Here is a 13,946-nt window from a genome sequence, read left to right as displayed (position 1 = left end):
GACGGCGGAGGAGCGGCGGCCGCCGCACCGCCCAGACGCGGCCATTGCCTTGCGACGGCGGGGAAAATAGCGTGGGCGCATGACACGCATTCTGTTCGCGGGCGCCGCCGCCCTGGCCCTTTCCGGCTGCGCCTCGGCCGGCTCCGCCCGCCAAGAATTCCCGGCCTCGCCGACCCAGGCGAACTGGGACGCCGGCAACGTCGCCTATCTGGCCTGGAATTCGACACGCAGGGGATGGGCCACCACCGCCTCCGGCCTGCAGTATCGCCGGGTCGGGCCGGGCCATCCGGCCGGCCGCCGGCCGGCCTCGACCGACACGGTCAAGGTCCATTACCGCGGGAGCTTCGTCGACGGGCGCGAGTTCGACAGCTCCTACGCCCGCAACGAACCGGCGGAGTTTCCGCTCGACCGGGTCATCAAGGGCTGGACCGAGGGCGTCGGCCTGATGCGCGAGGGCGAGACGTTCGAGTTTGTCATCCCCGCCTCGCTCGGCTACGGCGATCGCTGGGTCGGCGGCGACGAACTGCCGCCCAATTCGACCCTGCTGTTCACCGTCGAACTGCTGGAAGTCAAGCCGGCGGAATGAGCGGTCTGTCCCTGCCCGTCCTGTCCCCGTCGAGAGGACAAGGGCCGGGCAGACGAGGACACAACCGGGACCGACGCCGCTCCGACAGAGTTGGACAGATGGGCCGGACCAGCCTCCCGGGAACCGCCAACATGACGAGGATTTAATCCGGCGAGCCGGCGCCGCGCTCTAGCTTGCCGTCGAACTCATTGACCGAGAGCCTCCAGATGATGCGTCCCGCCCGCCTGTTCGCCTCCGCCTGCGCCGTCGCGCTGCTGTTCGGTTCGGTCCCGGCGCTCGCCCAGGTGGGGACGCCGGCGCTGGACCGGCCGCTGGTCCCGATCCCCGCGCCGCGCGACGCGCCCTGGCCCGGCGTCATCGCGCTGGAGATGGACGCCACCGACATCGACCGCCGCATCGTCTCGGTGAGGCAGACCATCCCGGTCGCCGGTCCGGGCCCGCTGGTCCTGCTCTATCCGCAATGGATTCCCGGCAACCACGGTCCGGTCGGCCCGATCGACGACATCGCCGACCTGCGCATCAGCGCCGATGGCCAGCCGCTGCGCTGGGTGCGCAACACCGTCCACACCAACGGCTTCCAGGTCGAGGTCCCGGCCGGCGCCCGCGAGATCGAGGCCTCGTTCAAATGGCTGACCCCGATCGAGGACGGCCAGGGCCGCGTGGTCATCACCGAGGACATGCTGAACATCCAGTGGGAGAAGGCGTTGCTCTATCCGGCGGGCCACCGTTCCAGCCAGATCACCTTCCGGCCGACCCTGCGCCTGCCGGCCGGCTGGCGGTACGCCACGGCGCTCGACACCGAAAGCTACGAGAATGGTCTGGCCGTGTTCGCCCCGGCGACCCTCGAGCATTTCGCCGACAGTCCGGTGTTCGCCGGTCGCAACCATCGCCAGATCGACCTCGATCCGGGCGGCCGCTCGCCGGTGCGGCTCAACGTCGTCGCCGACGAACCCCGCATGCTGGCCGCCACCGACGCCCACATCGAGCTGCACCGCAATCTCGTCGACCAGGCCGACCGGCTGTTCGGGGCCCGGCATTTCAACCACTACGACTTCCTGGTGGCGGTGACCGACCGGCTGGGCGGCATCGGGCTGGAGCACCACCGCTCGTCGGAGAACAGCGTCGACGTGCGCTATTTCACCGCCCCGGACGCCACCCTCGCCGACCGCGACCTGCTCGCCCACGAATATGTGCACTCCTGGAACGGCAAATGGCGGCGGCCGGCGGACCAGCTGACCCCGACGCTGAACGAGCCGCTGCAGAACTCGCTGCTGTGGGTCTACGAAGGCCAGACCCAGTACTGGGGCCGGGTGCTGACCGCACGCGCGGGCCTGTCCGACAGGCAGCAGGCGCTGGACTGGTTCGCCATGACCGCCGCCAACTACGGGACCATGCCCGGCCGCCAGTGGCGGGCCCTGCAGGACACCACCAACGATCCGATCATCGCCCGGCGCCGCCCGCAGCCGTGGAGCACCTACCAGCGCAGCGAGGACTACTATTCGGAGGGCGCCCTCATCTGGCTCGACGCCGACACCTGGATCCGCGAGCGGACCAACGGACGCAGGTCGCTGGACGACTTCGCCAAGGCCTTCTTCGGCGTCGACGACGGCTCCTGGGAGCCCCGGCCATACACCTTCGCCGACATCGTCTCGACCCTGGACGGCGTGGCCGCCAACGACTGGGCCGAATTCCTGCGCGCCCGGCTGGACGCCGTCGGTCCCGAGGCGCCGCCGCCGCTGGCCGGCATCGGGCGCGGCGGCTACCGGCTGGTCTGGCGCGAGGCCATGAACGCCTACCACAAGGCGCTGTACGACGAGCTGGGCCGCACCGACTTCCAGTATTCGCTGGGCGTCATCACCAACGCCGACAACCGCATCACCTCGGTGCGCTGGGGCTCGCCGGCCTTCGAGGCGGGTTTGACCTCGGGCTGGGAGGTGGTCGCCGTCAACGGCCGCGCCGCCAGTCCGGCGGTGATCTCCGAGGCCATCACCGCCTCGAAGGGCAATACGACGCCGATCGAAATGATGCTCAAGAACGGCGACCGCTTCCGGACCGTCCGCTTCGACTACCATGACGGCCTGCGCTATCCGCACCTCGAGCGGATCGAGGGGACGCCCGACCGACTGGGCGACATCCTCGCCCCGAGGCGGCGCTGATCGCGAGGAATGACCATGCTGAAGTCCGCCGCCCTCGCCCTGCTCCTCGCCGCCGCCGCCGCCCCCGCCCTGGCCCAGATTCCGGCCTCCCAGGCGCAGACGCCCTTGCCGGCGCCGACCAGCCTGCCGCGTCCCCTGCCGCCGATCCCGGCGCCCCAGGACCGGGACTACCCGGGGACCATCGGCATCCGCGTCGACCTGACCGACCTCGAGCACAAGGTCATCCGGGTGCGCCAGACCGTTCCGGTCAGCCCCGGCCCGCTGGTCCTGCAATATCCGCAATTCATCCCGGGCAACCACGCCGACACCGGGCCGATCCAGCTGGTTTCCGGCCTGACCGTGACGGGGAATGGCCGGCGCATCGAATGGGTTCGCGACACCGTCGATCCGCACGCCTTCCATCTCGACATCCCGGCCGGGGTCGAGGCCATCGAGGTCGACTTCGAATGGCTGACCCAGCCGGACAACGCCGTCTGGCGGGTGGTCATAACCGAGGAGATCATCAACCTGCAGTGGGAGAAGGCCCTGCTCTATCCCGCCGGCTACCGCCACGGCCGGATCACCTTCGCGCCCTCGGTGGTGCTGCCGGAGGGCTGGAACTACGGCGTGGCGCTGGACACGGTGTCCCGCGAGGGGAAGGTGGCGACCTTCGCGCCGATCTCGCTGGAGCACCTGGCGGACAGCCCGATGTTCGCCGGCAGGCACTACCGCCGCATCGACATCGATCCCGGCGGCCGCTCGCCGGTGCACCTGAATCTGGTCGGCGACACCGCCGCCTCGATCAACGCGACGCCCGAGTGGATCGCCAGATACGAGGCCCTGGTCGACCAGGCCGACTATCTGTTCGGCGCCCGCCATTTCGACCGCTACGAATTCCTGCTCGGCCTGACCTCGAAGCTGGGGGGCATCGGGCTGGAGCACCACCGGTCGTCGGAGAACACGGCCGCGCCGAACTTCTTCAGCACGGCCACCCCCTCGTACGGCTCCCGCGGTCTGCTGCCCCACGAGTATGTGCACAGCTGGAACGGCAAGTTCCGGCGGCCCTCCGACGAGCATGTGCCCAATTTCAACGTCCCGACCCAGAACAGCCTGATGTGGGTCTATGAGGGGCAGACGAAGTACTGGGGCGACGTCCTGACCCCGCGCTCCGGCCTGGGGACCTTCGAGGAGGCGGTGATCAACCTGGCGGAGGTGGCGGCCTTCTACGACCAGCAGCCGGGGCGGCAATGGCGGGCGCTGCAGGACACCACCAATCACAACCTGCTCGGCTACCGGCTGTCCAACCCGTGGCCGTCATGGATGCGGGGCACCGGCGACTACTACCGCGAGGCCCTGCTGATCTGGCTGGACGCCGACACCCTGATCCGCGAGGCCACGCGCGAGCGGAAGTCGCTGGATGACTTCGCCAGGGCCTTCTACGGCGTCGAGGACGGGGTGTGGGAGGCGCGACCGTATACCTTCGGGGACGTGGTCGAACACCTGAACGCGGTCCATCCGCACGACTGGGCGACCTTCCTGCGCAGCCGCCTCGACGCCGTCGGCCCGGAGGCCAGGGCCCCGCTGGACGGGATCGAACGCGCCGGCTGGCGATTGACCTGGGTCGACAGCCTGACCCCGCTGGAGCAGCGGATGATGGGCGACTGGGGCGGCGACTTCCAGTATTCGCTGGGCTTCAGTCTCGGCTCCGGCAATCGCATCACCAATGTGCGCTGGGGCGGTCCCGCCTTCGAGCAGGGCCTGGGCGCGGGCTGGGAGCTGGTCGCGGTCGGCGATCGCACGGCCTCGACGGAGGCGCTCCGCGAGGCGGTGACCGCCGCCAAGGGCGGAAGCGAGCCGATCGTGCTGGTGGCCAGGCGCGGCGACGACTTCCGCACCCTGGGCTTCGATTACCATGACGGCCTGCGCTATCCGCGCCTGGTGCGCATCCCCGGCACGCGGGACCGGCTGGCCGACATCTTCGCCCCGCGCCGGCGCTAGAGGCCCCACAAGAAGACGGGCCGGGGATCGCTCCCCGGCCCGTTTCGTCGTGTGTCTCCTCCCCGTCGCGCAGCGATGGGGAGGAGACGGTCGGGTCTTACTTGATCTGCACCTTGGCGCCGGCTTCGGTCAGCTTCTTGGCGACTTCGTCGGCGTTCTGCTTGGAGACGTTCTCGACGACGTTCTGCGGAGCGCCTTCGACCAGGTCCTTGGCTTCCTTCAGGCCGAGGTCCGAACGGACGCTGCGGACTTCCTTGATGACGTTGATCTTCTTCTCGCCGCCGTCCAGCAGGACGACGGTGAACTCGGTCTGCTCTTCAGCCGCTTCGGCCGGAGCGGCGGCGCCGCCGCCGGCGCCCGGCATGGCCATGGCCACCGGAGCGGCGGCGCTGACGCCCCACTTTTCTTCCAGCAGCTTGGACAGTTCGGCGGCTTCCAGAACGGTCAGCGACGACAGGTCTTCAACGATTTTGGCGAGATCGGCCATGGTGTGTTTCCTTCGGAGGATTGGGTTTCAGTAGAGAGTTTGCAGAGATGAAAGAGGCGGGCCCGCCTAGGCGGCGTCCTTCGTGGCGTAGGCGTTGAACACCCGGGCCAGCTGGGCCGCCGGGGCCTGGACGACGCCGGCGATCCTGGTCGCGGGCGCGTTGAGCAGGCCGAGCAGCGAGGCGCGGATCTGATCCAGCGACGGCAGTTTGGAGAGAACCTCCACGCCCTTCGCGTCCAGAACCTTCTCACCCATGAAGCCGCCAAGGACGACGAACCTGTCGTTGGCCTTGGCGTATTCGGCGGTGATCTTGGCGGCCGTCACCGCGTCGTCGGCGTAGGCGATGCCCACGGGACCCTTGAACAGGCCGTGGTAGTCGCTGCCTTCGTCGGCTTCGAGCGCCTTGAGCGCCAGGCGGTTCTTGACCACCTTGAACGTGCCGCCTTCCTTGCGGAGGCGTCCACGCAGGTCTTCCATGTCCGCAACGGTCAGACCCAGGTTGTGGGTCACGACCACGGCGCCCGCGTCGGCGAAAACGCCCTTCAGCGTCTCGATCGACTCGGCTTTTTGTGCGCGGTCCATTGCGGTCTCCAGTCTGTATTCGCCGCCGGGCCTATTCCCGGGCGGCGGTTGGCCAAGGCGCGCCGCGTCGCCGCGATGCGTTCAGGCCGGCCGTATTGTCCGAAGGAAGCTCGAACCCCGACGCCCGGATACCGGAACGTCTGGCGTCGTCCGCATCCCCATCTCCCCGCGGCGCCAGAGGGCTCTCTGGCATTTACGGCATGGGTGGCCCCCACGCCCCGAAGTTCTCGGACAGGACCGCCATGACACGGGGCCATGACGGAGAAGCCGCGCTCTATACACGACGCCGATCGAAAATCAACGCCGGCGTCAGGCCCGCTCGATATCCGTTCGGGCGAAGTCCTCACCCTTGTAGAGCAGCGGCATGCCGAGGCTGCGCGCACAAGCATAGGCGAAACAGTCCCCCATGTTCAGGGCGGCCGGGTGCCGTCCCTTGCCGAAGCGGTCGAACGCGCCGATCGCGAGCGCCTGTTCATCCGGCCCGATCGGCGCAATGGCGACCTGGCCGGCGTCCAGAAGCCGCTCTACGACATCCAGCGCTGACGCGACATCGGCGGAGCGTTCCCGGACCATGGCGCGAACCGTCTCCCAGACTGCGACCGGCGAGGTCGTGGCCCTGGAGGCCATCGTGATCTTCAGGCGGAATTCCGCCTGCTCGGGTTCATCAAGCAATACGGCGCAGAGCGCCGACGCATCCAGGAACATCAGTCGCCCGACAGGTCGTCGAAGAACGCCTTGTCGGCCTTCAGGCCCGTCCGTGGCCATTTGGCGACTTCGTCGGAGATGGCCCTCATGCGACGCAGCCGATCCTCGACCTCTGCATTTCTGCGGTTGAGTTCCGCCTCGACAGCCAATCGCACGGCCTCGGTCAGGCCGACGCCGCGCTGGTCGGCCAGTTTTCGCACCAGCGTGTCGGTCGCCTTGTCTCGAACGTGAAACGCCATCGTGACCTCCGGATAGCCAGATCATACTATCGGATAGCCAAGCGTGCAAACATTCGGCCGTCATCCGGCATGCCCCCTTCACAAGCGCCGCCGTTCCGGGCCAGATGCCGCGACGTGGGGGCGTGAACATGACCGAGACCACCGATGCGACCGGCCGAAACAGCCTGGGGCGAACGGCTTCGCCCATGCTGGCGGGCTTTCGCCTGCTGACAGGCCTGCTGCAGGGCGCCGCCCTCTGGTGGCTCTATCGCTCGGCGCGGGGCGACGCCATGGAATGGCCCGCGACCGTGCCGGCGCTGTTCGGGCCGCTGGCCATGATCCTGTTCATGGTTCCGGTGCTGCTGCTGGCGGGCGCGGGGCGGATGCGTTGGCCGGTCCTGCTGGGCTGGACCGTGGCCGCGACAGCCTTCCTCGGTCTTCTGGGCTGGCATGATGTCACCTCCCACGTCGCCGGCGAGTTCGGATCGAACCGATACCCGCCGTTCCTGACCTGGCCCATGCCGCTGTTCGCCGCCGCCGCCCTGTTCATCGGCCACCATCTGGTCCTTCCCGCCGACATGGAGCGCCGGTGGATCGCCACCTTCCCGACCTATTTCGACACGGCCTGGAAGGCGGGCGTGCAGCTCGCTCTGTCGATCGGCTTCACCGGCGCCTTCTGGATGCTGCTGTTCCTCGGCGCGGCCCTGTTCAACGTCATCGGGCTTGAGTTCCTCGGCGACCTGATCGCGAAGGACTGGTTCTCCATCCCGGCGACCACCGTGGTTTTCGCCACGGCGGTGCATCTGACCGATGTCCGCGACGGACTGATCCGCGGCGTCCGCAGCGTGGTGCTGATGCTGCTGTCGTGGCTGCTGCTGCTGATGACGGTGCTGGCCGGCGGCTTCCTCGCCGCCCTGCCCTTCACCGGCCTCGAGGGCCTGTGGGAGACGGGCAGCGCCACCGCCCTCGTCCTCTCGGCCGCCGCCGCCCTGATCATCCTCATCAACACCGCCTATCAGGACGGCCGCGCCGACAATCTGCCGCCGGCCATCCTGCGCGTCACGGTTCGGGTCGCCGCCGTCCTGCTGACCCCGCTGGTGGTCATCGCCTTCTGGGGCCTGGCCCTGCGCATCGGCCAGCACGGCCTGACCCCCGACCGCATCATCGCCGTGGCCTGCGCCGTGATCGGCGCGGCCTACGCCGCCGGCTACGGCTTGGCGGCCCTGAGCCCGTTGTGGCGCAAGGGCGCGGGCTGGATGCAGCCGCTGGAGCGCACCAACGTCTGGACGGCCGTGCTGGAGGTCGTGGTCATTTTCGCCCTGTTCAGCCCCATCGCCGACCCGGCCCGGCTGTCGGTCGCCGACCAGATGGCTCGGCTCGAGCGCGGCGCGGTCAAGCCGGACCAGTTCGACTACCGCTTCCTGCGCTTCCAGAGCGGCAAGGCCGGCGAGGCGGCGCTGGCGCGCCTGGCCCGCTCGTCCGATCCGGTGATCTCGCGCAGCGCCCGCAACGCCCGAGCCATCGAGAACCGCTGGGACGATGCCGACATCGGTTCGCCCAATAGGATGCCTGTCTATGAGGTGGTTCCTGCCGGAACCACCCTGCCCAAAGGCTTCATCAAGCCGTTGCCGGCCACTGACAGCCGCATTCAGGTTTGCCAGGCGGCGGGGGACTGCATCGCCAACGCCAGCGACTTGAACGGGGACGGCGCCGCGGAAGTATTGATCGCCAATAGCTCCGCCATTCAACTATGGGCGAGCGACGGCCGGGGAGGCTGGCGGATCGTCGGCTCGTGGAGCGCACCGCCATACATCCGTGGAGCGGAGCCAGTCGATCTCCGCGAGGCCTTGCGGAACGGCGAAGCCCGCCCCGCGACGCCGGAGTGGCCCGACCTCGCTTTCGGGGATCGACGTTCAAGTTTGATCCGCCATCCCAGCGACGCCGCCCCTTAACCCCTCGCTCACCCTGCCCTCCAACCCGATCTTCACCTTGTGGCGGGTAGAAACGTCCCGGAATGAGCCAGTCCCGCCGCAACGAGGACCGGCCCTGACGTGATGACGAGGGTGAGCCGAGATGACCCGGACCGTACTGGTGGTCGATGACGATCCGACCCAGCGCCGCCTGGCCCAGGCCGTGCTGGAGCGCGAGGGCTACGCCGTGGTCCACGCCGAATCCGGCGGCGAGGCCATCGACCGGCTGACCCGGGGCGGCGGGGCCGACGTGGTGCTGCTGGACATGATCATGCCGGGCATGAGCGGCATGGAGGCCCTGGCCGAGATGCGCGCGGCGGGCGTCGCCACGCCGGTGATCGTGCTGACCGCCTCGGGCGGGGTCGAGGCCGTGGTCAGGGCCATGCAGGCCGGCGCCCAGGACTTCTTCGTCAAGCCGGTGTCGGCCGAGCGCCTGCTGGTCGGGGTCCGCAACGCCCTGCAGCTGACCCAGCTGACCGCCGAGGTCGGCCGGCTGAGGAAACACGTCTCCGGCCGCACCTCGTTCGACGACCTGGTCGGCCAGAGCGCGCCGATGCGGATGGTGCGCTCGCTGGGGCTGCGCGCCGCGAAGTCCGGCATCCCGGTGCTGATCACCGGCGAGAGCGGCGTCGGCAAGGAAGTCATCGCCCGCGCCCTGCACGGGGCCTCCGACCGCGGCGGCAAGCCGTTCGTGGCGGTCAACTGCGGGGCCCTGCCGGTCAATCTGGTGGAGTCGATCCTGTTCGGCCACGAGAAGGGCAGCTTCACCGGAGCCAGCGACAAGCATCTGGGCAAGTTCGCCGAAGCCAGCGGCGGCACCCTGTTCCTCGACGAGATCGGCGAACTGCCGCTGGACATGCAGGTCAAGCTGCTGCGCGCGCTGCAGGAGGGCGAGATCGACCCGGTCGGCTCCAAACGCCCGGTCAAGGTCGATGTCCGCATCGTCTCGGCCACCAACCGCGACCTGGCCGAACAGGTCCGCGACGGCCGCTTCCGCGAGGATCTGTTCTACCGGCTCAACGTCTTCCCGATCGAGGCCCCGGCCCTGCGCGACCGGCGCGAGGACATCCCGGCCCTGGTCGAGCATTTCGTGGCCCGCTTCAATGTCGAGGAGGGCAAGCGCGTGGCCGGCTGCGCGGCCGAGACCCTGGCCCTGCTTCAGGCCTTCGACTGGCCGGGCAACGTCCGGCAGCTGGAGAACGCCGTCTATCGCGCCATCGTGCTGTCGGACGCGCCGTTCCTGCAGCCGCACGACTTTCCGGCCATCTCGGGCGTCGCCGCGCCCTTCCTCCCGGCCGAGGCGGGGGAGCCGGAGCGGCGCGGCGACAGCGGCGCGGGGGCGACCGCGAACGCCGCCGTCGACCTGCCGCCCGTGCCCGAGACCCCGATCCGCATCCTCGACGACCGCGGCCATCTGCGCACCCTGGACGAGATCGAGCGCGACCTGATCCAGCACGCCATCGAGGTCTACGCCGGCCATATGTCCGAGATCGCCCGCCGGCTCGGCATCGGTCGCTCGACCCTCTATCGCAAGGTCCGCGAGCAGGGGCTCGAGGGGGCCCTGAAGGACACCGGCTGAGACTCTCGCAGCCCGCCTCCGGAACGCCGCCGACCTGAACGAAAGTTCACTGAGGCGGGCCGGCGCGCCCGTGCGACAAGACCCCGGCCGCACCACCCGGCGTCGGCGGGACCCGACGGAAACGCCGGGGCCACGTGTTCAACGCCCTTGTCTCCCCCGTTCCGGAACGCCGCATGCTGCTCACAGCCACCGTCCTGTCCGGCCTGATGGCCGGCGCCATCCGGACCGCGCCGGAGCCGGGCCGGCCGGCCCCGCAGCAGCCGCCCGCGGCCCCGCCCCAGCCGGCCCCGACCCCGACCCGGGAACCGGAGCCCCCGCTTCCGACCGCGACCGAAGCGGACGTGGAGGGGGCCGTCGACCTGGGCGCCGTCGAGGTCTCCAGCCCGCGACCGCGCGGCGGCGTCGACAGCGACATTCCGCCGGACCTGGTTCTCGGCGCGGATGAGGTCCAGGCCTACGGCGCCTCCAGCATCGCGGATCTGCTGGCCTATCTCGAGCCGGTGACCCGTAGTTCGCGCGGCTCCGGCGGGCCGCCGATCACCCTGGTCAACGGCCGCCGCATCTCGGGATTCCGGGAAATTCACGGCCTGCCTCCGGAGGCCATCGAGCGGGTCGAGGTGTTGCCCGAGGAGGTCGCCCTCGAATACGGCTATCGCGCCGACCAGCGGGTGGTGAATTTCGTGCTCAAGGCGGACTTCCGCTCGGTGACCGCCGAGCTGGAGGGCCGCATACCCACGTCGGGCGGACGCACGGTCAGCGAGTTCGACGCCAACGTCCTGCGCATCTCCGGCCCCGGGCGGTGGTCGCTGGAGCTGGAGCATGAGCGCGCCACCCCGCTGTTCGAAAGCGAGCGCGACCTGGTGCGCGAACCCGGGTCCACCCCGTTCGATCTGCTCGGCAACATCTCCGGCGTTCCGTTCGGAGCCGAGATCGACCCGGCCCTGTCCGGGCAGGTGGGCGAGACGGTCACCGTGACCCCGGTCCCGCCCGCCGGTTTCACGCTGAACGATTTCGCCGCCGCCCATGGCGACCCCCGCACGGGCGATCTGGGGGCCTATCGGACCCTGATGTCCGCCACCGGGAGCAGCTCGATCGGCGGCTCGATCAAGCGCGATCTCAACAGCACCACCCAGATCACCTTCAGGGGCCGCCTGCAGGACGAAAGCGACCGCAGCTTCAACGGCCTGCCGGGCGTGGTCCTGACCCTGCCGGGCGGCAACCCGTTCTCGCCCTTCGCCGACGACGTGCTGGTCTATCGCTATCTCGACGACGCCGCCGCCCTCGGCCGCCAGACGGACAGGCTGACCGGCGAGGCCGCCCTCCTGCTGGACGGCTTTATCGGAGAGGACTGGCGCTGGACCTTCAACGGGTCCTTCACACAGGTTGAAACCGACACCGTCACCGGGCGCGGCTACGGCGCCGGCCCCTTCCAGGCCCGGCTCGACGCCGGCGACGCCGGCGCCAACCCCTTCAGCCTGCTCGCTCCGGCCGACTTCGGGCCGGTCGCGAACGACACCGCGCGATCGGTGTCCCGGCGCCTCGACACCGAACTGGTGCTGAACGGCGACCTCTGGGAGCTCCCCGCCGGCGGCGTCTCCACCACATTCAAGCTCGGCGCCGACAGCCTGTCGCTCGACTCCGCCAGCACCCGCGGCGGCCTGACCACCGACCGCAGGCAGTCGCGCGACCGCGTCAGCGGCTTGACCAACGTCAACCTCCCCATCGCCAGCCGCCGTTCCGAGGTTCTGCCCCGGCTCGGCGACCTCTCCATCGGCGTCAATGCGGGCTTCGAGGATCTGTCCGATTTCGGCGGCCTGTCGATCTTCGGCGCCACCGTCAACTGGTCGCCGGTCGAGGCCCTGTCCTTCCTGGCCAGCTACACTGACGAGGAGGGGTCGCCGAGCATCAGTCAGCTCAACAATCCGCTGATCGCCACGCCGAATGTCCCGGTGTTCGATTTCGCCACCGGGGAGACGGTGCAGATCACGCGGATCGAAGGCGGCAACCCCGATCTCGACGCGGAGGCCCGCCGCATCTGGAAGGCGGGAGTCACCCTGCAGCCGCTGAGCGGGGCGGATCTGCGGATCAGCTCCACCTGGACCCGCACCGCCGTGGACGACTCGATCAACAGCTTCCCGACCGTCACGCCGGGGCTGGAGGCCGCCCTTCCCGGCCGCTTCACCCGCGATCCGGCCGGCGTCCTGGTCGCGATCGACGCCCGACCACTCAATTTCGCCCGAACCGAGCGGGAAGACGTCCGCACCGGCTTCAACTTCTCGAGGGCCTTCGGCACGCCGACCGCGCCGGCCGGCGGCGCTCGCCGTCGCCCGGGCGGCGGCCCGTTCCCCGTCCACGGCGGGCCCCGCGAAGGCGGCGCCGGTCCGGCGATCCGCATGGGCGGCGGCATGCAGCCGGGCCAGGGCCGTTTCTTCGCGTCGATCTACCACACCTACCGGATCCGCGACGAGATCCTGATCGCCGAGGGCCTGCCGGTCCTGGACCTGCTGGACGGGGCCGCCACCTCCAGCCTGGGGGGCAGCCCGCGTCACGAGATCCAGGCCCGCGGCGGGGTGTTCAGGAACGGCATGGGGGCCGTGCTCAACGCCAATTGGCGCGGCGGGGCGCGCATCGACGGCGGGTCCGGGCCCGACCTCCATTTCTCCGACCTGATCACGGTCAACCTGAACCTGTTCGCGGACCTCGGCGCACAGGCCGGCTGGGTCGACCGGCATCCGTGGCTCAAGGGCGCGCGCCTGCAGCTCGGCGTCCGCAACCTGTTCGACGACCGGACCGAGGTGACCAGCAGCGCCGGGGGCGCGCCGCTGACCTATCAGCCCGACTACCTCGACCCCGAAGGCCGCAGCGTCAACCTGTCGCTGCGCAAGATCCTGTTCTGACCGGAACAGCCGGGCGGCAGCGCCGTTTGATCCTTGGACGGAACAGATGGAGGCCCTCATGGCCAAGTCAGGAAAGAAGCAGAAGAAGGCGGTGCTGCCCAAGCGCATCGCCGGCGTGAAAGTCCCCAAGGCCCTGCGCAAGGGACGGGCGGGCCGCTTCCTGGCCTCGCCCCTGGGTGTGGCCCTGGTCTCGGAGGCCGTGGTCGCCGCCGGGGCCGTCGCGGCCGGCAAGCAGGCGCGGCCGGGCTCGGCCACGCGTCGCTTCGCCGATCATCCGCTGGCCAGTCTCTCCGAGCTGGCCGAGGATGCGCGGGTCCGGGGCAATGAGTCGGCCGCCGTGCTCAGGGAAGCCTTCGCGGCCGCCTCGACGGCGTTCGCCGACACCCTGCGCCACAGCGCCGACGCCCTGGATCCGAAAGGAAAAAAATTGCCCGCCCGCGAGGGGGCGCGGGCGAGCTGATCCCGGTTCCCTACGAGCCCGCGGCCGCCCTGCCGCCGGCTCCGGTGGAACGGTCCCACCCGGTCCGCGACTGGGCCGCCCGCCAGGCGGCGCGGCTGGTGCGGGCCCGCGGCGCCCGCGAGGCCCGCGCCCTGAGCGGGGCCCCGCGCGTGCGGCTGACCTGGCCGTGGCGGCGGTCGCCCCGCCCCCATGGCGACCAGATCCTGAGGGCGTTCATCCAGATCAACATCCTGCCGCGGCCCCGCTAGAGCAAAATCGGTTTGGACGCGATCGCGTCCAAACCCGGATCTTCGCTCCAGCATTAGACTGGAGCCTGATTCACGGCATCG

The 13,946-nt window shown here is 69.9% G+C and carries 12 protein-coding genes; 8 read left to right on the top strand and 4 right to left on the bottom strand.

Going from position 1 to position 13,946, the window contains the following annotated elements; all coding sequences use genetic code 11:
* Positions 1-79 precede the first annotated feature (79 nt).
* The 3 genes from Q0588_RS03775 (at position 80) to Q0588_RS03765 (ending at position 4,719) form a co-directional block, all read left to right on the top strand.
* On the top strand, positions 80-586 hold the full coding sequence (locus tag Q0588_RS03775; protein WP_298743913.1) for an FKBP-type peptidyl-prolyl cis-trans isomerase: 507 nt from the start codon (positions 80-82) through the stop codon (positions 584-586).
* Between the two features lie 206 nt (positions 587-792).
* Entirely contained in the window at positions 793-2,742 is a 1,950-nt protein-coding gene (locus tag Q0588_RS03770; RefSeq protein WP_298743910.1) for a peptidase M61, read from the top strand.
* Between the two features lie 15 nt (positions 2,743-2,757).
* Positions 2,758-4,719 (top strand): peptidase M61, encoded by a 1,962-nt coding sequence (locus tag Q0588_RS03765; RefSeq protein WP_366872573.1) that lies wholly within the window; start codon positions 2,758-2,760, stop codon positions 4,717-4,719.
* A 97-nt stretch (positions 4,720-4,816) separates the two neighbouring features.
* Here the strand turns inward: Q0588_RS03765 and rplL are convergent, their stop codons facing one another.
* The 4 genes from rplL to Q0588_RS03745 form a co-directional block, all read right to left on the bottom strand.
* Positions 4,817-5,206 (bottom strand): 50S ribosomal protein L7/L12, encoded by a 390-nt coding sequence (gene rplL / locus Q0588_RS03760; protein WP_298743906.1) that lies wholly within the window; start codon positions 5,204-5,206, stop codon positions 4,817-4,819.
* A 66-nt stretch (positions 5,207-5,272) separates the two neighbouring features.
* On the bottom strand, positions 5,273-5,788 hold the full coding sequence (rplJ, locus tag Q0588_RS03755; protein WP_298743904.1) for a 50S ribosomal protein L10: 516 nt from the start codon (positions 5,786-5,788) through the stop codon (positions 5,273-5,275).
* 309 nt (positions 5,789-6,097) lie between these two features.
* Positions 6,098-6,493, bottom strand: a complete 396-nt coding sequence (locus Q0588_RS03750; RefSeq protein ID WP_298743902.1) for a type II toxin-antitoxin system VapC family toxin — start codon at positions 6,491-6,493, stop codon at positions 6,098-6,100.
* Positions 6,493-6,732 carry a type II toxin-antitoxin system VapB family antitoxin gene (locus Q0588_RS03745; RefSeq protein WP_298743900.1) on the bottom strand — a complete coding sequence of 80 codons (240 nt, stop codon included), beginning with the start codon at positions 6,730-6,732 and terminating at the stop codon, positions 6,493-6,495. The genes Q0588_RS03750 and Q0588_RS03745 overlap by 1 nt, the downstream gene beginning before the upstream one ends.
* A gap of 128 nt (positions 6,733-6,860) precedes the next feature.
* Between Q0588_RS03745 and Q0588_RS03740 the strand changes: the two genes are divergently transcribed.
* From Q0588_RS03740 to Q0588_RS03720, 5 genes are all read left to right on the top strand, one after another.
* Positions 6,861-8,663 (top strand): DUF4153 domain-containing protein, encoded by a 1,803-nt coding sequence (locus Q0588_RS03740; protein WP_298743898.1) that lies wholly within the window; start codon positions 6,861-6,863, stop codon positions 8,661-8,663.
* A 121-nt stretch (positions 8,664-8,784) separates the two neighbouring features.
* Complete coding sequence (locus Q0588_RS03735; protein ID WP_298743896.1) at positions 8,785-10,260, top strand: sigma-54 dependent transcriptional regulator; 1,476 nt, start codon at positions 8,785-8,787, stop codon at positions 10,258-10,260.
* A 173-nt stretch (positions 10,261-10,433) separates the two neighbouring features.
* The gene (locus Q0588_RS03730; protein WP_298743893.1) at positions 10,434-13,157 is read left to right on the top strand and encodes a TonB-dependent receptor; all 2,724 of its coding nucleotides are present in this window, start codon (positions 10,434-10,436) and stop codon (positions 13,155-13,157) included.
* A 58-nt stretch (positions 13,158-13,215) separates the two neighbouring features.
* The gene (locus Q0588_RS03725; RefSeq protein ID WP_298743891.1) at positions 13,216-13,617 is read left to right on the top strand and encodes a hypothetical protein; all 402 of its coding nucleotides are present in this window, start codon (positions 13,216-13,218) and stop codon (positions 13,615-13,617) included.
* Between the two features lie 44 nt (positions 13,618-13,661).
* Positions 13,662-13,865 carry a hypothetical protein gene (locus Q0588_RS03720; protein WP_298743889.1) on the top strand — a complete coding sequence of 68 codons (204 nt, stop codon included), beginning with the start codon at positions 13,662-13,664 and terminating at the stop codon, positions 13,863-13,865.
* The last annotated feature ends 81 nt before the right edge of the window (positions 13,866-13,946 follow it).

This window comes from uncultured Brevundimonas sp., assembly GCF_937870815.1.
GTDB lineage: Bacteria > Pseudomonadota > Alphaproteobacteria > Caulobacterales > Caulobacteraceae > Brevundimonas.
Note: the sequence above shows the minus strand (reverse complement) of the source record. Positions and strands in the feature narration are given on the sequence as shown.